This window comes from Rufibacter tibetensis (genome assembly GCF_001310085.1).
Classification (GTDB): Bacteria; Bacteroidota; Bacteroidia; order Cytophagales; family Hymenobacteraceae; genus Nibribacter; species Nibribacter tibetensis.
The window spans coordinates 3,037,849-3,060,629 of sequence record NZ_CP012643.1; the positions used below are offsets into that span (position 1 = coordinate 3,037,849).

General features: G+C 48.8%; 18 protein-coding genes. 5 read left to right on the forward strand and 13 right to left on the reverse strand.

The window, feature by feature from the left end:
- Nucleotides 1-26 precede the first annotated feature (26 nt).
- The gene (locus DC20_RS12420) at nt 27-1,736 is read left to right on the forward strand and encodes a helix-hairpin-helix domain-containing protein (RefSeq protein ID WP_062544120.1); all 1,710 of its coding nucleotides are present in this window, start codon (nt 27-29) and stop codon (nt 1,734-1,736) included.
- A 128-nt stretch (nt 1,737-1,864) separates the two neighbouring features.
- Here DC20_RS12420 and DC20_RS12425 read toward each other — a convergent pair whose 3' ends face one another.
- Complete coding sequence (locus DC20_RS12425) at nt 1,865-2,689, reverse strand: energy transducer TonB (RefSeq protein ID WP_062544121.1); 825 nt, start codon at nt 2,687-2,689, stop codon at nt 1,865-1,867.
- Nucleotides 2,690-2,976: 287 nt separating this feature from the next.
- On the opposite strand from DC20_RS12425, the gene DC20_RS12430 reads away from it, so the two are divergent.
- Nucleotides 2,977-3,204 (forward strand): hypothetical protein, encoded by a 228-nt coding sequence (locus DC20_RS12430; protein WP_062544122.1) that lies wholly within the window; start codon nt 2,977-2,979, stop codon nt 3,202-3,204.
- A 205-nt stretch (nt 3,205-3,409) separates the two neighbouring features.
- Here the strand turns inward: DC20_RS12430 and DC20_RS12435 are convergent, their stop codons facing one another.
- From DC20_RS12435 to DC20_RS12445, 3 genes are all read right to left on the reverse strand, one after another.
- Nucleotides 3,410-5,008 carry a PQQ-dependent sugar dehydrogenase gene (locus DC20_RS12435; RefSeq protein ID WP_062544123.1) on the reverse strand — a complete coding sequence of 533 codons (1,599 nt, stop codon included), beginning with the start codon at nt 5,006-5,008 and terminating at the stop codon, nt 3,410-3,412.
- 86 nt (nt 5,009-5,094) lie between these two features.
- On the reverse strand, nt 5,095-5,967 hold the full coding sequence (locus DC20_RS12440; RefSeq protein ID WP_062544124.1) for an AraC family transcriptional regulator: 873 nt from the start codon (nt 5,965-5,967) through the stop codon (nt 5,095-5,097).
- A gap of 64 nt (nt 5,968-6,031) precedes the next feature.
- Nucleotides 6,032-6,436 (reverse strand): DUF983 domain-containing protein, encoded by a 405-nt coding sequence (locus DC20_RS12445; RefSeq protein WP_062544125.1) that lies wholly within the window; start codon nt 6,434-6,436, stop codon nt 6,032-6,034.
- A gap of 409 nt (nt 6,437-6,845) precedes the next feature.
- Here DC20_RS12445 and DC20_RS12450 point away from each other — a divergent pair, with 409 nt between their 5' ends.
- Nucleotides 6,846-8,183: a M16 family metallopeptidase gene (locus DC20_RS12450; RefSeq protein ID WP_062545943.1), complete on the forward strand. Its 1,338-nt coding sequence runs from the start codon at nt 6,846-6,848 to the stop codon at nt 8,181-8,183.
- 70 nt (nt 8,184-8,253) lie between these two features.
- A complete protein-coding gene (locus DC20_RS12455) occupies nt 8,254-10,341 on the forward strand; it encodes an insulinase family protein (RefSeq protein ID WP_062544126.1) in 2,088 nt (695 codons plus the stop codon).
- A 171-nt stretch (nt 10,342-10,512) separates the two neighbouring features.
- Here DC20_RS12455 and DC20_RS12460 read toward each other — a convergent pair whose 3' ends face one another.
- Entirely contained in the window at nt 10,513-11,415 is a 903-nt protein-coding gene (locus DC20_RS12460; RefSeq protein ID WP_062544127.1) for a T9SS type A sorting domain-containing protein, read from the reverse strand.
- A 462-nt stretch (nt 11,416-11,877) separates the two neighbouring features.
- Between DC20_RS12460 and DC20_RS12465 the strand changes: the two genes are divergently transcribed.
- Entirely contained in the window at nt 11,878-13,275 is a 1,398-nt protein-coding gene (locus DC20_RS12465; RefSeq protein ID WP_062544128.1) for a sodium:solute symporter family protein, read from the forward strand.
- A 313-nt stretch (nt 13,276-13,588) separates the two neighbouring features.
- Here DC20_RS12465 and argH read toward each other — a convergent pair whose 3' ends face one another.
- From argH to argG, 8 genes are all read right to left on the reverse strand, one after another.
- Entirely contained in the window at nt 13,589-14,920 is a 1,332-nt protein-coding gene (gene argH, locus DC20_RS12470) for an argininosuccinate lyase (RefSeq protein ID WP_062544129.1), read from the reverse strand.
- 1 nt (nt 14,921) lies between these two features.
- Nucleotides 14,922-15,986, reverse strand: coding sequence for a M20 family metallo-hydrolase (locus DC20_RS12475; RefSeq protein ID WP_062544130.1), 1,065 nt, complete (start codon nt 15,984-15,986; stop codon nt 14,922-14,924).
- Between the two features lie 138 nt (nt 15,987-16,124).
- On the reverse strand, nt 16,125-16,946 hold the full coding sequence (gene proC / locus DC20_RS12480) for a pyrroline-5-carboxylate reductase (RefSeq protein ID WP_062544131.1): 822 nt from the start codon (nt 16,944-16,946) through the stop codon (nt 16,125-16,127).
- 137 nt (nt 16,947-17,083) lie between these two features.
- Complete coding sequence (gene argB / locus DC20_RS12485) at nt 17,084-17,881, reverse strand: acetylglutamate kinase (protein WP_218918703.1); 798 nt, start codon at nt 17,879-17,881, stop codon at nt 17,084-17,086.
- Nucleotides 17,882-18,116: 235 nt separating this feature from the next.
- Nucleotides 18,117-19,070, reverse strand: coding sequence for an N-acetylornithine carbamoyltransferase (locus tag DC20_RS12490; RefSeq protein ID WP_062544132.1), 954 nt, complete (start codon nt 19,068-19,070; stop codon nt 18,117-18,119).
- Nucleotides 19,071-19,146: 76 nt separating this feature from the next.
- Nucleotides 19,147-20,283, reverse strand: a complete 1,137-nt coding sequence (locus tag DC20_RS12495; RefSeq protein WP_062544133.1) for an aspartate aminotransferase family protein — start codon at nt 20,281-20,283, stop codon at nt 19,147-19,149.
- Between the two features lie 217 nt (nt 20,284-20,500).
- On the reverse strand, nt 20,501-21,493 hold the full coding sequence (gene argC, locus DC20_RS12500) for an N-acetyl-gamma-glutamyl-phosphate reductase (RefSeq protein ID WP_062544134.1): 993 nt from the start codon (nt 21,491-21,493) through the stop codon (nt 20,501-20,503).
- Nucleotides 21,480-22,676, reverse strand: coding sequence for an argininosuccinate synthase (gene argG, locus DC20_RS12505; protein ID WP_062544135.1), 1,197 nt, complete (start codon nt 22,674-22,676; stop codon nt 21,480-21,482). The genes argC and argG overlap by 14 nt, the downstream gene beginning before the upstream one ends.
- Nucleotides 22,677-22,781: the final 105 nt, after the last annotated feature.

Sequence of the window (22,781 nt, forward strand, 5' to 3'; positions counted from 1 at the left end):
TAAACCCCTTTTCAGTATCCTTACCTGTGGAGAATAAAGAACTCATCCGTATGTTCCGGCTCACGGCTTCTTTGATGGAGCTGCACGACGAGAACCCGTTTAAAATAAGATCCTTTACCAGCGCCGTTATGGTAATGGAGCGCATAGAATCGCCCATCCACCAGATGAGCCAAGCCCAGCTAGAGAAACTGGACGGTATTGGCAAAGGCATGGCCGGCAAGATCATGGAAGCCATTCAGACCGGCAGCCACGCTGACCTGAACCGCCTCCTGGAAACCACCCCCGAAGGCGTGGTGCAGATGCTCAACATCAAAGGCATTGGTCCTAAGAAGATCAAAACCATCTGGAAAGACCTGGGGGTAGATACTATTGGAGGACTGCGCGAGGCCTGCGAGAAAAACGAGGTGTCTAAGCTGAAAGGCTTCGGGGCGAAAACCCAGGAGACCATTCTGCAGGGGCTGCAGTACACCGAGTCTAATAAAGGAAAGGTGCTCTGGGCGGAGGCGGAGACCCTGGCGCTGGAATTACTTTCTTTCCTGAAAAACAGGCCTGAAACGGTAGCCGCCGAAGTTGTAGGGGAGATCCGCCGCAACTTAGAGACCGTGGAAACCTTGCAGTTCCTATTAAGCCTGAACAATGAGGCTAACTGGCCCTCCTTCCTGGCCGAACTGCCGGGAGTGTCGCCGCAGGAAACAGTTTCAGGACCGTTTGTGTGGCGTGGACTGGTAGACACTTCCGGCCTGAAGTTGGAGGTGCGGTTGGTGCCGGAGCGCCGGTTCGCCAACCAGACCCTGTTGTACTCGGCGAATTCTGCCTGGTTAACGCAGCCGGTGAACGAGGCCGGTGATACGCTCATGGCCGAAGCCTACGGTGAACCTGCCGCTTCAGAAGAAGAAATTTTCCAGCGGGTACAGTTGCCGTACATCGCACCAGAGTTGCGGGAAAGTGCCCGGGTTCTGGAAATGGCCCGCGAAAACAAACTGCCTACCTTGCTTACTGATGGAGACCTGAAAGGCATCCTGCACAACCACAGCACCTACTCAGACGGCGCCCACACGCTAGAGCAAATGGCGGTGCATTGCCAGCAACTGGGCTTTGAGTACCTGGGCATGTGCGACCACTCCAAGTCTGCCTTCTATGCCAACGGACTGCAAGAGTTCCGGGTACGCGAACAGCAAAAAGAGATTGACCGCCTGAACCAGGAACTAGGTCCGTTCCGCATCTTCAAAGGCATTGAGTCTGATATCCTGACTGATGGTTCACTAGACTATGACAACGACGTGCTGGCTTCCTTTGATTTCATTGTGGCCTCCATCCACAGCAACCTGAAAATGGACATCGTGAAGGCCACAGATCGTTTGGTGAAAGCCATCCAGAATCCCTACACCACCATCTTGGGTCACCCCACCGGGCGTTTGCTGCTCCGCCGTGAGGGATATCCTATTGACCACAAGACCGTGATTGACGCCTGTGCTGCAAACCAGGTGATTATTGAAATCAACGCAAACCCTCGGCGCTTAGACTTAGAATGGCGCTGGGTAGAATACGCCCTAAGCCAGAACGTCCTCCTCAGCATTAACCCAGATGCCCACAGCATGCGCGGCTACGATGACATGCGCTACGGCGTACTTGTGGGCCGCAAAGGCGGCTTAACCGCAGAGATGACGTTCAATACGAAAAGCCGGGATGAAGTGGCTTCATATTTTGCAGAGCGGAAGAGGGCGAAGGGGATTTAAAGGATAATAGAAATACTCTTTTACTTCATATAAAAAGAAATGAGGGTATCTGCAAAGCAGATAACCCTCATTTCTTTTTTAGCTAGGATAAACAGGTCATCACCTGAATTGAAATTTTATTCAAAGTTCTAGAAGTTATATTCTGAAGGAACAAACTCCTTAAAAGATGCTTTCCCTTTTACAACCAAAAACTCTACTGTTCTTTTTACTTTCTGAGGTTGCCCCTTGTAGGACCCTGGTTGCCATTTAGGCATCTTTTCTAATACTTCTATTAAGTTTTGTTCGATGCCATGGCCTAGTTCTGAAAGAGCTTTGATTTTGGTTATTTGGCCTGCAGGGGAAACGATAAAGGAAAGTTTAGCTGTGCCATCAATCTTTTGTTTGGCTGCTTCTTTTGGCACCTGGTAGTTTTGTTTGACATAGGCCCGGAAAGATTTATCTCCTTTAAGAAATTGTGGTCGTTTTTCAATGTCTAAGAAAACACCGGTTTCATAGGCCTCTTTATCATAAGTATAGTTGCCAAAGGGCAATTTGTCACGTAAAAAGCTAGGCACAGGCTTGGGTGCAGGTACGCGGATAGGAATAGTATACTTAACATTTACGGTTGCACCATCCTGTTTGCCGGGTTTCCATTGGGGCATACCTTTTATGAGGTTTACTGCATTTTCATCTACTAAGGGATGTACTCTGCTTAATACCTCTACATCCTGTACAAAGCCAATGTAATCTACTACAAAGCTAATATTTAAAGTGGCTAAGGAGTCCTCAGTATATTGATATCTAGGTGTTCCAAAATTCGATTTGATGTAATAGGATAATGAGTCAAATCCACCGGGAAATTCTGGCATTTCCTCAACTGAAATGTAGATTTTAGAATTTGGGATCTTATCTTTTTGTGCTAAAGTTGGAATGCTTAAAAGAAGAAATAAAATGCAAAAGTAGAGGTGCTTCATAGGGTAAAAGTAAAAAAATTATGATTTTACCCGCACAAGATAATTAAAAGTAAAGTCTGTTTGTTACCTGTATTCTTAAAAATATGCCTAGTATGATCAGGTACGCTGTATTATTTATGATCATATAGAATTAGCCAAAGGAAAGCACATTAGCACCTTTCCTTTATGATAGTATCACCTTGTGGGGTCTAATTGATTTGTGTCCTGCCTCAGCCAAATCGTAATGCTTTCTTCAAAGAGTTTATCCATTTTGCCTCTCAGAGTACTAGCATACCAATAGCCGAGTTTTGCACTTCATAAGCACCACGCTGCTGTTGATCTTGCTGGTAGTAGCCATTGTTCTGGGGTGTTTTACCTGGTTATGGTTTTTGCCAGTCATTGGCGTGGGTAGGGGCATGTCTCCGTTAAGAAGAATAAACCGGCAAGGTTTCAAAATCTGTTATACAGTCTGGCCTCAGGGTATTGTGGTGTTCTCCCATCTGCTTACGGGCAAGCAAAAATTCAAAGCAAAATAAGCCAATTCCCCTCGTTTGTCATTTTAGAAAGATCTTGTGGCCGAACTAAACAGGCTTTGCATAAACGCTACTACTGTTGGCCCACAAGATCCTTTCAGGATGACAAAAAAGGAAGAAGTGCATGTCGATAAGAGTACCTGCTTACTATCACCTGCTTTGATTGGATTTTCTAAAAAGCAGGCTAAAAGCAAAGAACAGAATTGAACTACTCTTTCCGTCTTTTATCAGCCACTTGGGCTGCCGCCTTTGAATCAGTCTGAGTTTTCCCTCCTGTTTTCCCGCCCGAAGTATTCTTCAAAGCAGTGCCGCCTTTCACGTAGGTGAACTCCAGAATAGAACCCCGGTAATGGCTGCCTTTCGGGTCCTCACCCGAGGGGCCAGAGGTCACCGTGGAACTGTCTACGGCCAGGTACAGCTTTTTACCATCTGGTGAAATGGCCAGGTCACGGTAACGGATTTTTGACTTAAAATACGTGAGGGTGTCACCGGTCACATCTGTGCCTGCGGCGTTCAGTTGCAGCCTGATCAGTTTACCGGTTTTAAGCGTAGGGATGAGCAGGGAGTTTTGCCAGCCGGGTATGCCTGAGGCGGTGTATACGGCAATGCTGCTTGGCGCTTCAGACGGCCATTCGGGAGAGTTGTTTTCACCGCTTCTCACCTGTGTTAGGGTTTTGGTCAGAAAAGCGTTAGAATTTGGGTTGAAGCTGTAAATAGGGTCGCGGTACGTCTGCGCCCCTATAGCGGCGGCGTTGTCTTTCTCGCTTTTGATGGTAGGGTAGGTGGTGTGCCACTCGCCAGGGATTTGGGTATGGTTGCTTACGCCCGCGGCCAGCCCGTTGTAGTTGCCGTCATTGTACCCGATGACGAGCGGATGCCCGAAGTTCTTGCCTTTTTCAATTACGTTGATCTCGTCATCGGAATAAGGGCCGTGTTCGCTCGTGTAGATTCTTCCGGTACCGCCAATCACAGCATAGGCCAGACCTTGGGCATTGCGGTGACCGGTGCTCCAGACGGCATTTTGTTTCTGGGCTGAAGTGAACGGGTTGTCGTTCGGGATCCAGCGGTCATACTGGTTTTTATCGGTGTCGGGCTCCAGGTTGAACCGAAGTACTTTTCCTTCATAGCTGCTGGTGAGTTGAGCGCGGTTGGTCCGGCCTACGTTCTTGAACTGACCGGCACCCATATCGCCAACGGTGTTGAACAGGTAGTTTTTGCCTTGCACCGGAGCAATCAACAAGCGACCTGAGTTGTGATCGTTGCTGCCCGGAATGCTGTCGCAGAGCACCATAGGATTGGAGAGTTTCTGCGCCTTTGCATCATAGGTATACCGCACCAGCCTCATCATGAAATGGCAGCCCCCAAAGTTAGGATCGCAGCCTTCGCCCTTTTTCCCGGCGCCGGCAAAATCATAGGCATACGCCAGGTACACATACGGCTTGCCCGAGAGGAGCTGTGGGTGCAAAGACATTCCCATCAATCCGCCTTGCGGCCAGGGCTTTCCGCCGTCCACCGAGTCAGAAACTTTGTCATAGCGCGGGAATTTCCGGGCGGAGGTAAGGTCCAGTAAAACAGTCTGCGCGCCGGTAGTTGGGTTCAGACGGCTTACCTTGTAGCCTTTGGCTTCGGTAATCCAGAGGTGGTTGTCAGGGCCGTAGGTGACTTCCCAGGGATCGCTGAGTTTGTCTTTGACTACCCGCACGGTAAAGGTTTCGCCTTTGGGTCCGGTAAGGTCCTGGGCAGAAACAGGAACAGAAAAACAGGTAAGAGGCAGGAGAAAAGACCAGAACAGAAAGCAACGCATCATAACAGGTAATAAAGATTTTCTGTCTTTAAACCTGCCTCCTGAGATTAGGTTGTGGTAAAAGGCTCTCTATGAAGTAGATTCCGTATTTATCTTTTCTGCCGAAATTGTTCCGGGGTGATTTCGGCCTGTTTTTTGAAAAACCGGCCGAAATAAGAATTGTCCTCAAAGCCGAGGGCCTGCGCCACCTGCGCAATATTGAGGTGCGGCGAGTGGGTGAGCAGTCGTTTGGCTTCCAGGATCAAGCGTTCCTGCAGCAGGTCAGTGGTGGTTTTGCCCAGGTTCTGTTTGCAGAGTTCGTTCAGGTACTTGGGCGAAAGGTGCAGGGCATGGGCGTAGAAACTGGTGGGCAGGTGCTCCAGGTAATGGTTCTCCACCAAAGTTTCCAGTTGGTACAACTGAAAAGGCCAGATGTTTTCTTCCGACGCCACCGTGGTTTTAGGATAAAGCCGGGCCAGTTGAATGAGCAGCAATTCCAGGTAAGCGCGCAAGGCATCAATCTGAAAAGGAGCAGCCCTAGAGTATTCCTGTTGCATTTGGTGCAGGAGCTGTTCTACCGGAGAAAGGGAATTTGGCTGAACATTGAATACCGGCGGGTGCTGCCAGGTTTGGAAAAAGGGGAACTGCCGTAATGCGTCGGCTTCGCGGTTTCCGCGGTAAAACTCGGGAGTGAAAAACAGCAGGGTGCCTTCCGTCTCGGGAGAAAGGTCCCAGGCGTGTACTTGCCCGGGCGTGAGGAAGAAAACACTTCCGGGCTTCACGTCATAGAGAGTGAAATCAATGGTGTGGGTGCCCTGCCCGTTTCTGACTACCAACAAAAGATAGAAATCATGTTTGTGCGGGGCCTGCACAAAGGCGTGCTTCTGCCGGTGCGCCTGTAGATCGGCTACGTGGATGCCGCGGGAAAGGGCCTTGGCCGGAGTAAAATCAGGAATACGGTAAACAGGAAGCTTTTCGGGCATAAGGCAAGCAACCAGCGGTCTGCCGGTTTTGCCCCAATTTGCGAAAATTAGCGCTAAAAACAGTCTAATGCCCTTTGGCTTGCGGATCCTGTGCGGCCAACGGATTATAGCTGATGAAGATGTTAATCCAGATAGCGCGGGAAAGTTTGAAAAGCGCAGGCATGAACAAAAGCAGCGAAAGAATTAGAGCAGCCATGAACATCCAGAGGGTGATTTCCTCAGAGAACAGCATCATCAAACCCACAATGGCCAGGGTTGGTCCGGCGGTAAGGCCGTAGCTCACAAACATGGCCCCGTAATAGTACCCCGGTTCCGGTTCATACATCTGGTGGCACACCGGGCAATGGTCCAGCATTTTAGACATTTTACTGTAACTCAGCAGGCTGTTGTTCTCAAACAAATTTCCTTCCTGGCACCGGGGGCATTTCAGCTTGCAGATGCTGTACAGTTTAGAGCCTTTTCCTAACATAGCTTTCGTTCGTTTTCTCTTAACAAAGGTACGTAGCCCACTAGTTTATGGATAGGACAGAAGGCGGGAGTTGTCGCAGTTTTATCCGGAAGGGCAGGATTTAAGGCTCCTTTTCAGAAAAAAGCCCTGAAGCGTACTCCTTAAGCAGGTAAGAAGATTTCTAGAAATAAAAATAGCTGTACCGTCTTTTTGTTGTAATAAAAGGGCAGGTTCGTCTACTAATCAGTGAGTTGAAGAGTTTACTCGTGGAACGTCCTTTTTTCCGGTTTCCCTTCAGCTCAGAAATGCTGGACCTATTCTGATATCTATAAAATAGCTACCTCATCTTTCATCTAAGAAATCTGATTCAGCATCGTTCTAAAAACAGCACAAAAACCCTTTCATGACTTTTCACAAACCTAAAACCAGTATGTTTTCAAAGAAGCATTTTCTCGTTGCAGCGGCAGCGGCCATGCTCTCCTCTACAACTGCCCAGGCGCAAAAAGTAGAGTTCACCGAGTATGACTTACCCAACGGTTTACACGTGATCCTGCACCAGGACAAATCTGCCCCGGTGGTAGCGGTGTCTGTGATGTACCACGTGGGCTCTAAAAACGAACAAGTGGGCCGTTCTGGCTTTGCGCACTTCTTTGAGCACTTGCTTTTTGAGGGTTCGCAAAATATCAAACGTGGCGAGTTCATGAAACTGGTGTCCAGCAACGGGGGCCAGAACAATGCCAACACCTCGCATGACCGCACCTTTTATTACGAAGTGTTCCCCAGCAACCAACTGAAATTAGGTTTGTGGCTTGAGAGCGAAAGAATGCTGCACCCGGTCATCAATGAGGTGGGCGTAAAGACGCAGAACGAGGTGGTGAAAGAAGAGAAACGCATGCGGATTGACAACAGCCCGTACGGTAATTTCACAAATGAGATCTTCAAGCGCCTGTTCACCAAGCACCCGTACACTTGGCAACCCATCGGGTCTATGGCTGATCTGGATGCCGCTAAACTAGAAGAGTTTCAGGCTTTCTTCAAGAAATACTACGTGCCTAACAACGCGGTGCTTTCCATTGCCGGTGACATTGACATCGCCCAAACCAAGGAACTGGTAAATGCCTATTTCGGCCCTGTACCTAAAGGAGCGCCGGTAAACTACCAGAAAGTGGTGGAAGCTCCTATCACCAAAATGATTGTGGACACCGCGTATGATGCCAACATCCAGATTCCAGCTATTATGTCGGCGTACCGGGTGCCGGGCATGAGCGAGAAGGATTCCAAAACCATGGAGATGATTTCTTCCATCTTGTCTGGTGGCGCCAGTTCTAAACTATACAAGAAAATGGTGGACGAGAAGAAAAGCGCCTTGCAGGTAGGGGCCTTCAACTTCGCGCTGGAAGATTACGGCGCGTATATCACCTATGCCCTGCCTAACAACAATACGCCTCTGCCGGACTTATTGAAAGACATTGATGCTGAGGTAGCCAATCTGCAAAACAACCTGATCTCTGAAGAGGATTACAAAAAGATCCAGAACCAGTTTGAAAACAACTACGTGACCGCTAACTCTACCATGCTGGGCGTGGCCGAGAACCTGGCCAGCGGGTACACTTTCCATAACAAGAACACCAACAACATCAACCAGGAATTGGACAAAATCAGAGGCATATCGCGCCAGGACATTCAGGCAGCGGCCAGGAAATACCTGCAGCCTAACTCACGGGTAGTGTTGTATTACTTACCGGCACAGGCTAAAACGGCTAATTAATTTTTCAGAAGAGATCGCTGGGTTGAGGCGACGTATGTGAACCTCGGCGTAGCCAAAAGAAGAAACCACCATGAAGAAATATATATTCCTTGCTGCCAGTGCCCTGTTGCTGTTCAACGCTGAGGCGCAGGTAACCATAGACAGATCAAAGAAACCGGCCGCAGGTCCGGCTCCGGTCATTACGCTGCAAGACCCCACTACCTTTAAGTTGAAAAACGGCATTACGGTGCTGGTAGTGGAAGACCATAAACTGCCCCGGGTGTCGGCCTCTTATTTCATAGATGCAGGCCCTATCACTGAAGGCAAAAAGGCCGGTGTGGTCACCCTCATGGGTCAGATGCTCAACGAGGGCACCAAAGACATGACCAAGGCTCAGTTTGACGAAGCCGTAGACAGAATGGGGGCCGATGTGGGGTTATCCGCTGCAGGCGGCAGCGCGGCAGCTCTGACCCGCTATTTTCCCCAGGCGTTTGCGTTGATGGGAAAAGGGCTGAAGAACCCCGCTTTTACCCAAGAGTCTTTTGACAAGCTGAAGTCGCAGACGTTAACGGGGTTGAAGAGCAATGAAAAGAATGTAAAAGCAATCTCGGGGCGGGTGGTTAGCGCCCTGACGTTTGGCAAGAACCATCCCAGCGGCGAGTTTGTGACCGAGGAGTCTATCAAAGGCTTAACTCTGGCAGATGTGAAGGAAGCATATGCCAAATACATTACTCCTTCCCGCGGCTACCTGACCATTATTGGCGACATTAAACCAAATGACGCAAAGAAACTGGCCGAAGAAGTATTAGGCGACCTGAAAGGACCCAAGCTGACTTTGCCTGCTTTGGCTGCTGTGCCAAACCCAGCTAAAACCGAGATCAACCTGGTAGACATGTCCAATGCGGTGCAGTCAGAGATCACGGTGACCAACCTGGTGGACCTCAAGATGAACCATCCAGATTACTTTCCGGTGTTGCTGGCAAATCAGATTTTGGGCGGTGGGAGCTCTGGCCGCTTGTTCAATAACCTGCGCGAGAAACACGGCTTCACGTACGGTGCCTATTCAGGCATTGGGGCCGGGCGTTTCCAGAACACGTTTTCGGCCTCGGCTTCGGTAAGGACCGCTAAAACAGACAGTGCCATTGTGGAGTTTATGAACGAGATCAACGGCCTGCGTACCCAGAAGGTGTCCGATGAAGAACTGGCCAACGCGAAAGCCTTGTACAACGGATCGTTTGCGTTGGGCCTGGAAAACAAAGCCCGCACTGCCGCCTTCGCCCGTAACATTCTCATCAATGACCTGCCTAAAGATTTCTACCGCACGTATCTGCAGAAAGTGAATGCGGTGACCAAGGATGACATCCAACGCGTGGCGCAGAAATACTTCAACAGCGGCAATGCCCGTGTGGTAGTAGTAGGCAATGCCTCTCAGATGATGGACGGCCTCAAAAGGTTGAACATCCCGGTAAAGCAGTATGACGTGTATGCCAACCCTGTAACGGCTGGAGCCTCTTCTTCCACCACCACCAATGTAAAAGCCGCTGATGTGTTCAGCAATTATCTGAAAGCCCTGGGCGGAGTAGAGGAACTGAAAAAAGTGAAATCTATTTCTTCGGCCATGAGCATGCAAATGCAAGGCGCTAACCTGGAGGTGGAATTTAAAAAAATGAGCCCTAATCTGGAAGCCATGACCATGTCAATGGGTGGTAATCAGGTTATGAAAACCCGATTCAACGGAACTGCCGGTTACCAGGAGCAAATGGGCCAGAAAAAACCTTTGACCCCAGAAGAGATCAAAGAGAAAAACGCTGTTTCCAGTTTATTTGAACAATTTGATTACCTAAACAACCCGGCGTTTAAAGCTGAGGTGAAGGGTGTGGAAAAAGTGAATGGTTCTGATGCGTACAAAGTGATGATCACCCAACCAACGGGTAAATCAAAGACCGAGTTTTATGACGTAGCCAGCAAGCTTCTGGTGAAAACCGAGGAGGCAACTACTTCCAATAACATGACCATCAATAACACAGTTGAAGTTGGAGACTACAAGAAAGTGGGTGCCATTCTGTTCCCGCATACCCAAACGGTTACTATCTCTGCCGGCGGACAGCAGCAGGTGATGGAAATGAAAGTCAAAGCCGTGAAGGTGAATGAGGGCGTAACTGCCGCAGATTTCAACTAAGCGTACTTATCTGTAAAAGAAAGGGAGCAGGCTGTTAAAGTCCGCTCCCTTTCTGTTTGCCTTTTTCTAGAAGTGAGTTGTTTTTCACTAAGTCCATTCTAATGCGGCATTGGCTTGGGGGTTTGAGAATACTGCTTTTGGCCTGTTTTCAGGAAATAAGGCCAGAAAAGCTCACCGTTTCACAAGTAACTTTTGGATCATCTTTCCCTGTGAGGTTTTGAGGTGCAGGAGATAAAAGCCTTCCGGCAAACCTACCACGTTGAAGACCCATCCGTCCTTAGATTTTACAGGAACAGGCAGTGGGAATGATATTCCCACCGAATTATACACCTTAGTTTCCAGAAGCTGTACAGAAGCAGGTACTTTCAGCGTCAACGTAGATGTAGCCGGGTTAGGGAAGGTGGAAACCTGCTGTTGCCACTCTTCAGAGATTCCGGTCACAATTGGGGCTTCACGCACAATCAGTTGCCTGTCTCGCATTACCTGACCAATTAGCCTGCCTCCGCGCCATTCTTCCACTACCATAGCAACTACAAATTCCCCTAGAACTCCTGGAGTATTCCAGATTAGTTGACCGGTGTTTCTGTTCAGGTTGTATCCTGCTGGGTTTCCAGAATCAACTGTGCCCAAGAAGTTCTCCAATCCCCTATGTCCGGGCGAGTTCGTTCCCACAGGGTTGCCGCAGGCATTTTCGCCACTGCTTGTTAGAGGTGTCACTAACTTATAAGAGAGGCTATCACCATCAGCATCAAAGCCAGCATGATTGTGTATGAAGGTTTGATTGCGGAAGGCAATATCATCTGGAAGACCTTTCAGAATCGGGGAGCGGTTTATCCCTAAAAAAGGATCTGCCACCAAGGTGCTCTGCAAAAAGAATGTTTGTTGTGCCGTGTTGGAGGTATTGACAGTACCGGCGTTTCGGCTAGATCCAACATAAGTGATTTTATAAGTACCCGGCCCAGAATACGTGTGCTCAAACTGATAGATGTTAACGAAGGTGCCCAGTTGTGAAGCTCCTATTATTGTTCTTGATTCTCGGGCTACTGTCTGTTTGGTACAGTCTCCAAAGTGCATAGTTGCCTCTATATCTTCAAAGGGGGGAGGGACTACACTGTACGTAACCAAAGTGATAAAAAACCTCAGAGGATTACGGGCAGCCGTAGTGTCGCTTTTATAATATATTTCACCAGCACGGATATGTGAAGCCTGAGAGGAGAATGAAATCAAAATAAATAAGAGTGAGGGCAGAAGTAAGGTTTTTGCCTGTTTAAGTGATGGGGGAGGTATCATATAGGGGAAGATGTTTTTAAATAATATTAAATTTTTAATATACTTTGTATTACAGGTAAGTTATTAATTTCTAAGATATTATATAGAGTATATGCAGGTTTAAATTTTGGAGTTACAAAACCAAAAGGCTATACCTTCTTTCACTGAAAAAACCATCTAGAATTGAAAAACTTGAAATCCCTTATATTGCTTTCTAGATTTCAATATGTTTTCCAGAAATAAGGCCTAAATGGCAGTGCCCTTTCTATGCTCGTCTTTTTTGTTCTGCTGTACTTAGTTCTGAATGTAGCAATAGGCCTTTGGGCAGCACGCCGCGTACACAACACAGCAGACTTTATGCTGGCTGGCAGAGCGTTGCCCTTGCCCATGGCCACGGCGGTGGTATTTGCCACCTGGTTTGGTTCTGAGACCATTTTGGGTGCCTCCGCCGAAGTGGCAGAAGACGGCTTGATTGGTATGGTGGAAGATCCGTTAGGGGCAGCCCTGTGCCTGGTGCTGGTGGGACTATTCTTCGCCCGGAAACTGTACCGTATGAACCTGCTCACCTTCGGTGATTTTTACCGGGTCAAGTTTGGCCGCACCACTGAAATCATTGCCTCCTTCTGTCTCGTGATTTCCTATTTTGGCTGGGTAGCCGCCCAGATGGTGGCCCTAGGAATTGCCTTCAACCTGCTACTGGGTACCACGCTGGTACAAGGCATTCTGATCGGGAGTTTTCTGGTGGTGCTGTACACGTATTTTGGCGGAATGTGGAGTGTAAGCGTAACCGATTACCTGCAGACTATCATGATCATTCTGGGCTTGCTTGTTGTCACTTGGTGGGTGATGCGCGAAAAGCCCATTGCGGAAGTTACCGCCACTTTGCCCGCAGATTTCTTCCGGATTACACCCAAAGCCGGAGCCTCCTTCTCCGGGTGGCTCAACTACCTGGCACTTTGGATGACCATCGGGCTGGGTTCTATACCGCAGCAGGATGTCTTTCAACGCGTGATGTCGTCTAAGTCGGAAAAGGTGGCAGTAAGCGCCTCTTTGTTGGCTGCCTTGTTGTACGTCACTATTGCTTTACTGCCCTTGGTTCTGGCCATTTACGCCAAAGTTCTCCATCCAGAATTGGCCTCCCAAGATGCCCAGATGCTGGTGCCCGGCTTAATCTTAGGTTACAGCCCAATGTTCATCAAAGTATTGTTTTTTGGCGCCTTGATCTCAGCTATCATTAGTACTGCCAGTGGCGCTGTTCTGGCTCCTGCTTCTATCTTAAGTGAGAATTTAATTCGGCCCTTTTTCAAAGACATCACTGATAAAAAGCTACTCGCCTTGTCCCGTGGAAGCGTGCTGGTAGTAGCGGTAATTTCCCTGGGTTTTGCCTTGTCCCGTAACAATATTCATGAACTGGTAAGTGAATCTTCAGCTTTGAGTCTGGTAAGTTTGTTGGTGCCATTGGTGGCGGGTATTTACCTAAAGAAGACATCAGCGGTAGCAGCAATATTGTCTATGGCTTTTGGAATGGGAGTGTGGTTTTTCTGCCGTATCTCAGGCACCGAAGTGGAGCCTCTGTGGTATGGATTAGCCGGAAGTGTGTTGGGGTATTTAGTGGGCATGACTTTGTTCCGTGCAAGAGCAGGCGGACTGCTAGCCAGACCCTGATGCGTATCAGGCCTGTGTTCATAAAAAGCATTTAAAACGAAATCTGTCCTACGCTGGCGCGAGCGTCCCGCTCGTGTCCGCACGCATTCCAGATTGTATTTCTGTATTTCTTAATGAGGACACGTGTTTGAATTTCGAGTCACCACTACAAAATCAATTTTTTTGTAGTGGTTGAAAGAATGTATTTGGAATGCGTACGGACACGAGCTGGAAGCTCGCGCCAGCGGAGAATAGCAACAAAATGGCTCTCTGGTTTAATCAGAGAGCCATTTTTGTGTTAAGGCTGTTTTCAGCAAAACATGCTAAAAGTAGATTACACCAGCAGCTCAGCAATGGCTTTGTCTACTTTCTCAAACTGGAAGCCGCTTAGGACTTCCTCCATCAAGCCTTTTATCTCCGTTGTGCACAAGTTGCCAATGCTGCCCTCATGCGTGTGATTCACGGTTTCAGGTCTTTCAAATTCGCCTTTTTCAATGGCTACCCCCACGTTCTTGTACGCATCTCTGAACGGCACTCCGCTTAGCACCTGGTTATTCACGACTTCCACGCTGAAGAGGTATTTGTATTTCTCATCTTTCAGAATGTCTTCGTTCAGCTTCAGGTTCGGCAGCATGAAAGTCATCATCTCCAGGCAGTTCCTGATTTCAGTGAACGCGGGGAAGAAGCTTTCTTTGAGCAACTGCAACTCACGGTGATAACCGGACGGCAAGTTGCCGAGGAGCATCTGAATCTCAGTAGGTAGCGCTTGCAGGCGGTTGCATTTGCCACGCATGATTTCAAACACGTCAGGGTTCTTCTTGTGTGGCATGATGCTGGAACCGGTGGTCAGTTCACCAGGCAGTGTCACGAAGGCGAAGTTCTGGCTCATGTACAGGCACACGTCCATGGCCATGCGGCCGAGCGTGCTGGCAATAGACGCCAAGCCCATGCTTACGCTGCGCTCAGTTTTGCCACGACCCATCTGGGCGTACACCACGTTGTAGTTCAACGCTTCGAAGCCCAGTAAATCGGTCGTCATCTGGCGGTTCAAAGGGAAGGAACTTCCGTAACCAGCCGCCGAGCCTAGAGGATTTTTGTTGCTGATTTTGTAGGCCGCTTGCAACATCTGCAAGTCATCTACCAAACTCTCGGCATAAGCGCCAAACCATAACCCGAACGAAGAAGGCATGGCTACCTGCAAATGGGTGTAACCTGGAAGTAGAATATGCTTGTTCTTTTCGCTGAGCTCCTGTAAGGTGGTGAACAGCGTGTGCACGGCCTCCACCGTCTGCCGGATTTCATGACGGATAAACAGTTTCAGGTCTACCAGCACCTGGTCGTTGCGGGAACGGCCGCTGTGGATTTTTTTGCCAGCCTCGCCCAACCGACGAGTGAGCAACATCTCTACCTGCGAGTGTACGTCTTCCACACCTGGCTCAATGGTAAACTCGCCGCGTTCAATGCTTTTGTAAATCTCTTTGAGTTCACGCTGCACATCCGCTAAGTCTTCTGACTCCATCAACCCGATGCTCTCCAGCATGCGTGTGTGTGCCAGGGAGCCCAGCACATCAAAAGGAGCTAATTGTAAGTCCATCTCGGCGTCTTTGCCCACGGTGAACTTTTCTACATTTTGCGCGACGGAGGTTTCTTTTTGCCAGAGTTTCATGCTAAGCGGTAATAACAGGAGTCAATAATTGTATGTAAAGGGCAATGCCCTCTTCTAATTCTGAAAGGTAAAGGTACTCATCTGCGGTATGCGAGCGCGCTGAGTCTCCGGGACCAATCTTTAGCGATGGAATATCCAACAGTGCCTGATCTGAGGTAGTAGGAGAGCCATACAGGTTCCTTCCCAGCTTAACTCCCGATTGCACAATTGGATGGTTCTGGTCAATGGACGATGGGCGCAAGCGGGTAGAGCGTGGCGTCACCTCGCTTTTTACATGCTCCCTGATGATGCTCAACACTTCTTCAGGCTGATAAGCATCGGTCATGCGCACGTCTACCGTGTATTTGCATTGGTCCGGCACTACATTGTGCTGAGAACCTGCCTGAATTACCGTCACACTCATTTTGATAGGACCTAAGAAGCTAGACTCCTTCGGGAAACGGAATGTGCGGAACCACTCAATATCTGATAGGGCTTCGTAGATAGCATTTACGCCTTCCTCGCGAGCAGCATGACCACCTTGTCCGTGAGCTATGCAATCCAACACCATCAAACCTTTTTCGGCAACGGCCAGGTGCATCTGAGTAGGTTCACCCACAATGGCAAACTCCAGCTCACCCAGCTCCGGGTACACCAGCTCAATGCCGTTTCTGCCGGAAATTTCTTCCTCGGCAGTGGCTGCCACCACCAGATTATAGGTTAAATCCTCCCGGTCATAAAAATGCAGGAAGGTAGCAATAAGAGACACCAGACAACCACCTGCATCATTGCTGCCCAAGCCTATGAGTTTGCCGTCTTGCACCGTAGGCGTAAACGGGTCAAAAGCCCAGCTAGGGTGCGGCTTTACGGTGTCATGGTGGGAATTCAACAATACTGTAGGCAAGGCAGGGTTGTGGTGCTTATTAAACGCCCAAACATTGTTCTCCTTCCGATGAATCTCCACGCCTTTAGCCTGTAGGAACTGTGTGATTGCCTCGGCTGTTCCTGCCTCCTCGCGGCTGAACGACTGGATAGAAATCAACTTCTGGAGCAGGCTTAAAGCGTCTTGGTATAAGGTGTTATTCATTTAGGAGGTACACTATCTATAGTCCCCTTAAAGGGGGGTAGGAGGGATGATTATATCTGCTGATTCTCTTTTTTAGCTATTTTCTGGAAAACAGGCCAAAGCCAGCAATTCGAATGGAGAAAAGGCAGTGCCTGGCCTCTATTTTTCGTCGGTATACAATTTCTCTGCTTTCTGAGCCGAGGTGCGGATGCCTTTGATCATGGCAGAACTGAAGCCATTGTGCTCCATTTCGTTGAGACCGGCAATGGTACAGCCTTTTGGTGAGGTCACTTTGTCAATCTCGTTTTCTGGGTGGCTACCGAAATGCAGGAGCAAAGAAGCCGCACCTTTGGCGGTTTGAGCTGCCATACGCAAAGCATCACCGGCATGGAAACCAATTTCAGTGCCACCTTGAGCTGCCGCTCTGATGGAGCGCAGGAAGAAAGCAATCCCGCAGGCCACCAGCGCCGTAGCCGAAGACATCAGTTCTTCCTCAATCTCCACCGTTTCACCTACGGCGGAGAAGATGTCTTTTACTAGGGCCATGTTCTCCGCAGAAGCGTTCCTGCTGGCAATGCAGGTCATGGATTCTTGGATAGCGATGGCGGTGTTGGGCATAGCGCGCACCACTTCCACTACTTTGCCAATACGGGTGATAATATCCGTCACGGCCACGCCGGTCACAATAGAAATGAACAGATGGCGGCTTGGGTCTATGCTCTCCGAGATGTTGTCCAGCACGCTATCCAACTGCTGCGGCAGAATGCTCAGAACCACAATATCAGCCTCGGATACGGCTAGAGCGTTGTTGCTGGAAGCGCGGTACCCTTGCTCCACCATCGTGTCTAATAACTTGGTATTCCGGCGGGTGAGGGTAATGTCCTCGGCGCGGTATTTTCCTGAGGCGACCATGCCTTTGGCCAGCGCAATGCCCATGTTGCCGCCGCCCAGAATGGCTATTTTCTTGTACTGTTCACTCATGGTTCTTGTATGTTTTACGCCATTGACTGGCTGTGAATCAATTTATTATTGCTGCAAGAAAACAGTTAAAGGGGTAACTGCGGTTGTTTTAATCCTCTTTTCGAGAAAACAGCCAGAAAACATATATCCATATTTGGCTACAGCGTAATCTTAGTACCAACTTTTTCACCAGCGGCAATGGTTTGGATTTCGGCGGCGTGCCCAATGATAACCGCCTTCACCCCCGCTTGTAGCGCGGCAAAAGCGTTATCCAGTTTAGGAAGCATTCCTGCGAAGATGGCGCCTTGCTCTTTCAGTTGCGCATAGTTATCTGGTTGCAGGTGGTGGATGACACTGTTTTCATCTTCCACATCCAGCAGCACGCCTTTCTTCTCAAAACAATAGATTAGGTTCACTTCAAATTGGCGGCTAAGCGCTACCGCAAGGGTAGAGGCAATGGTATCTGCGTTGGTATTGAGCATGTTGCCCTGACCATCATGCGTCAATGCCGCGAAGATTGGAGTAAGACCTTGTTCAGCTAAGGAAGCCAAGAAAGGTACATTCACCTGATCTGGACTTTCTACATCACCCACAAAGCCGTAGTCAATATCTTTCAACGAGCGCTTATGGGCCGGAATAACATTGGCATCAGCACCGGTCAAACCAAGGGAGTTGCAGCCTCTGGCTTGCAGCTGCGCTACCAGATTCTTATTCAGCAATCCACCGTACACCATGGTTACTACGCGCAAAGTGTCTGCATCCGTAATGCGGCGGCCGTTCACCATATTGGGTTCAATGCCTAACTGCTTGCTCAGTTCAGAGGCAATTTTCCCGCCTCCGTGTACTAGGACTTTGGGGCCTTTGATGGCTGCGAAGTCTGTTAAAAACTGATCTAACTGGGCTGGGTTGTCCAGTACATTTCCCCCTATTTTGATGACGCTGATTTTAGTAGACACGAGATAGTATACTTAAGACCTTACGCTGGCGCGAGCTTGCAGCTCGTGTCCGCACGTATTTTTGATAACTAAATATTATTGTCATCCTAAAAGGATCTTGTGGGCGAACTAGTAAAGCTCTATTCAAGCGGTACTGCCGTTAGCCATCAAGATCTTTCCAAGATGACATGAGGAGGATTAATACTGTGAAGAAATGCGTGCGGACACGAGCTGCAAGCTCGCGCCAGCGGCACTCTTACTGAATACTTTCCAACAGACGCTTCAATACTGCTTGCGCGGCGAATTCACGGTTAGCAGCTTCGTTCACTACTAACGAGTTTGGTCCGTCCAAAATCTCATCGCTTAGCTCTACGTTGCGTCGAACGGGAAGACAGTGCATTACTTTGGCGTTGTTGGTGTTAACCAGGTGTTGATTAGTCAGCATCCAGCTGGCGTCTTGGGTTAGCACCTGTCCGTAGGGTTGGTAGGTAGACCAGTTCTTTATATAGATGAAGTCTGCACCTTCTAATGCTTCTGCTTGGTTGTGCGTGATGGTCGCGCCGTTGGTGAACTGCGGGTCTAGTTCATAACCTTCCGGGTGCGTAATCACGAAGTCTACATCAGCCGCACACATCCACTCAGCAAATGAGTTTGGTACTGCCTGTGGCAATGCTTTTACGTGCGGTGCCCAGGTTAACACTACTTTCGGCCGACGGCCTTGGGGTGCATGCTCAGAGATGGTCACTAAATCTGCCAGACTTTGCAGTGGGTGACGAGTAGCTGACTCTAAACTCACGAATGGCACGTTGGCGTACTGGATGAACTTCTTCAGAATCTCTTCTGAGTAGTCTTCTTCCACATTCTGCAGCTTAGGGAAAGAGCGCATGCCCAGCACATCGCAGTACTGGCCCATGACGGCGGCGGCATCTTTGATGTGCTCTACGGTGGTACCATTCATAATAGCACCGTCCTGCGTTTCCAAAGCCCAGCCTTCCTGACCCATGTTCATCACCATTACATTCATACCCAGACTCTGAGCAGCTTTTTGCGTGCTGAGGCGGGTACGTAAGCTTGGATTTAAGAAAATAAGACCAAGGGTTTTATGCTTGCCTAAGTCCTCAAAAGCGTATGGGTTTTGCTTCAGCTCAAGGGCTTCCTGCACCAAAGCATTGATATCTTCTACGTCGTGAACGGAGGTGAATTGCTTCATCTTTTATGAGGTATCATGTATCGGATATCAAGTATCACGACACATGGTTAAGAAAAATCTAAAATCTTGATACGTGCTACTTGCTACGTGATACTAAATCAGCAAATGCGTCTAAAAATCTATCCAACTCGGCTTTAGTTACATTCAAAGCTGGCAGAATACGGATCGTGTTTTTGTTAGACGCTGAGCCGGTGAAAATGCGGAACTCATCTAACATGGCTTTGCGGAGGGGAGCGCAAGGGTTTTCCAGCTCAATACCCACCATCAAACCTTGACCTCGGACCTCACGCACACCTGGTAAAGCTTTGGCTTTTTCCATAAGATAGTCGCCCATCTTGGCAGCGTTCTCTATCAGATTTTCCTGCTCCATCACTTCCAACACCGCTGAAGCAGCAACGCAGGCCAGGTAATTGCCCCCGAAGGTGGTACCTAGCATACCGTGCTTGGCCGGGATTTCAGGCGAAATCAACACGCCTCCCACTGGGAATCCATTGCCCATCCCTTTGGCAACCGTAATCAAGTCCGGACGGATACCGGCATGTTGGTGCGCAAAGAATTTACCAGAGCGACCGTAACCAGACTGAACTTCGTCCAGAATAAGCAGGGCGCCGTGTTTCTTGGCTAGTTTTTCCAAATCCTGCAAAAATGGAGCATCCGGAATGACTACACCGCCTACACCCTGAATACCTTCAATGATAATAGCTGCTACTTCATTCGTAGCTAACGCTTCTTCCACCGCAGCGGAATCATTGAACGGCAGGAACAGAATATTATCTGTTTCATTCACCGGAGCTACAATGCTTGGATCATCTGTAGCGGCCACGGCAGCAGAGGTACGCCCGTGAAAAGATTTGCGGAAGGAGATTACTTTTTTGCGACCGGTATGGAAAGAGGCCAGTTTAAGCGCATTCTCATTGGCCTCGGCACCAGAGTTCACCAGAAAGAACTGGTAATCTTCATAGCCGCTGAGCTTCCCCAGTTTATCTGCCAATTCTTGTTGCTGCGGAATCTTTACCGAATTAGAGTAAAAGCCCATGTTGTTCAGCTGCTCAGTTAAGCGCTTTACATAATGCGGGTGGCTGTGGCCGATGGAAATTACGGCATGACCACCATATAAATCCAGGTATTTAGTACCGTTCTTGTCCCAAAGCGTGGAGCCAAGAGCCTTTACCGGTGTTATATCAAAAAGAGGGTAAACGTCGAAGAGATTCATGAGCGTGATGAAGATGGAAGACGTAAGACATCATTTCATTTGCTTGTTTTGGCCTGTTTTTCTGAAAACAGGCCAAAACAAGCTTTCTGCAGAAAGCATTGCTGATCGCTGGCGCGAGCTTGCAGCTCGTGTCCTACAGCATTGCTGATTTAGCTTTCTCAACAAATTGATCTGGAATACCTGCGGACACGAGCTGCAAGCTCGCGCCAGCCAAGTATTAAAACCCGATAGCTTTCAGTTGTAAGCCAGCCCTTTCATCTAGTCCGAACAGCAGGTTCATATTCTGAACGGCTTGGCCTGAGGCACCTTTCAGCAGGTTATCAATCATGCTGGTGATGACTAACTGGTCATCATGCTTCTCTATATATAAGAGGCACTTGTTGGTGTTCACTACCTGTTTCAGGTCTGGGTTCTGAGACGTAATGAGGGTATACGGGTGCCCCTCGTAGAACTGCCTGTATACTTGCTGTGCTTCCTCCAAACTCAGGTCTGAGCGTAGGTAAGTCGTACACATGATACCCCGGCTGAAATTACCTCGATAAGGCACAAAGCGGATAGCTGTGTCTACGTTGCTTTGCAGCGATTGTAGGCTCTCGGTTATCTCATGTAAGTGCTGATGCCCGAATACCTTATAGCTGGATACATTATTATTGCGCCAGCTAAAATGTGAGGTCTCCGCTAATTTCTGACCCGCACCGGTAGAACCTGTAATGCCGCTTACGTGTACTTCGGGCGGCAAAGAACCGTTCTGAGCGAGCGGGAGCAAGGCTAACTGAATAGCCGTTGCAAAACAGCCCGGGTTGGCCAAGTTGGCAGCAGTTTTGATTTTTTCACGGTTCAGTTCAGGCAAGCCGTATACAAACTGACGGTTACCAAGAGAAGACTTCGCAGTCAATCGAAAATCCTGACTCAGGTCAATAATCTTTACCTCGTCCGGAATAGTATTAGCGTCTAAAAACTTCTTGGCATCGCCGTGGCCTACACAAAGGAACAGAACATCTACATCGGTGTTCAGTTCATTGGTAAATACCAAATCAGTATCGCCCAGCAAGTCTGTATGCGTCTCTGTCACTAGTTTACCGGCCTGGCTATTGCTGTGCACAAAAGTGATCTGTGCCTGCGGGTGGTGCACCAGCAGCCGCAGCAACTCACCACCGGTGTAGCCTGCTCCGCCTACTATGCCCACTTTTATAAGATTACTCTGCGCCATCTTCTCCGTTAATTAAACGGTACATCATGGTTTGATTCCCGAAAATTTTAGAGAAGCCTTTCACGTCTTCACCCGACCAGGCGTTGTTCATTTCGCCATAAGAACCGAATTTAGATGACATGAGGTCATGATCAGACTCAATGCCTTCTACCTGGAAACGGTACGGTGCCAACAGCACGTGTACTTTACCAGTTACGGTTTTCTGAGTATCTGTCAGGAAGGTCTCGATGTTGCGCATGGTTGGGTCCAGGAACTGGCCCTCGTGCATCCAGTTACCATACCAAGTAGCCAAGCTGTCTTTCCAGTATAGCTGCCACTTGGTTAAGGTATGTTTCTCCAGCGCATAGTGCGCTTTGATGATGACCATTGGCGCAGCGGCCTCAAAGCCTACTCTTCCTTTGATACCAATAATAGTGTCACCCACGTGAATGTCTCTGCCAATGGCGAAACCACCCGCAATCTCCTGCAGCTTTTGGATCACGTGCACGGGGTTGTCAAACATCTCATCGTTCAATCCAACTGGCTCACCGTTTTTAAAGTGCAGCGTAATGCGCTCTGGCGTTTCTTTGGTCAGTTGCGTTGGGTAAGCAGACTCTGGCAACGCCTGGTGCGACGTCAATGTCTCCTTACCACCTACAGAAGTACCCCAGATACCCTTGTTAATTGAGTATTGCGCCTTCTGGAAGTCCATCTCCACACCATGCTCTTTCAAATAAGCAATCTCCTCCTCGCGCGACAGTTTCAAGTCGCGGATAGGAGTGATGATTTGCACGTTAGGCACCAGAATGTTGAAGACCATGTCAAAACGTACCTGGTCGTTACCAGCGCCGGTGCTACCGTGTGCTACGGCTTCAGCACCAATCTCCTGGGCGTACTTGGCAATGGCTACCGCTTGTGAGATACGCTCGGCACTCACAGAAAGCGGGTAGGTGTTGTTTTTCAGTACATTGCCAAAAATCAGATACTTCAGGCAAGACTGGTAGTAGTTATCGGTTTCGTCTAAGGTTATGTGGTGGGCTACCCCCAGATTTTCAGCCCTTCGGGCAATTTCCGCTAACTCCTCTTCAGAGAAGCCGCCGGTATTCACAATGGCCGAATAGATTTCATAACCTTGTTCCAGCAGGTACTTCACACAAAAAGATGTGTCTAAGCCGCCACTGAACGCGAGAACTACTTTTTTCATTTTAATGAGAGAATGAGTGAATGTAAGAATGAGCGAAAATTTTTGGTAAGCGAATGAAGGTTGAGTGAATGAGAGAATAGGTATATTTTATTCACTCATTCAATC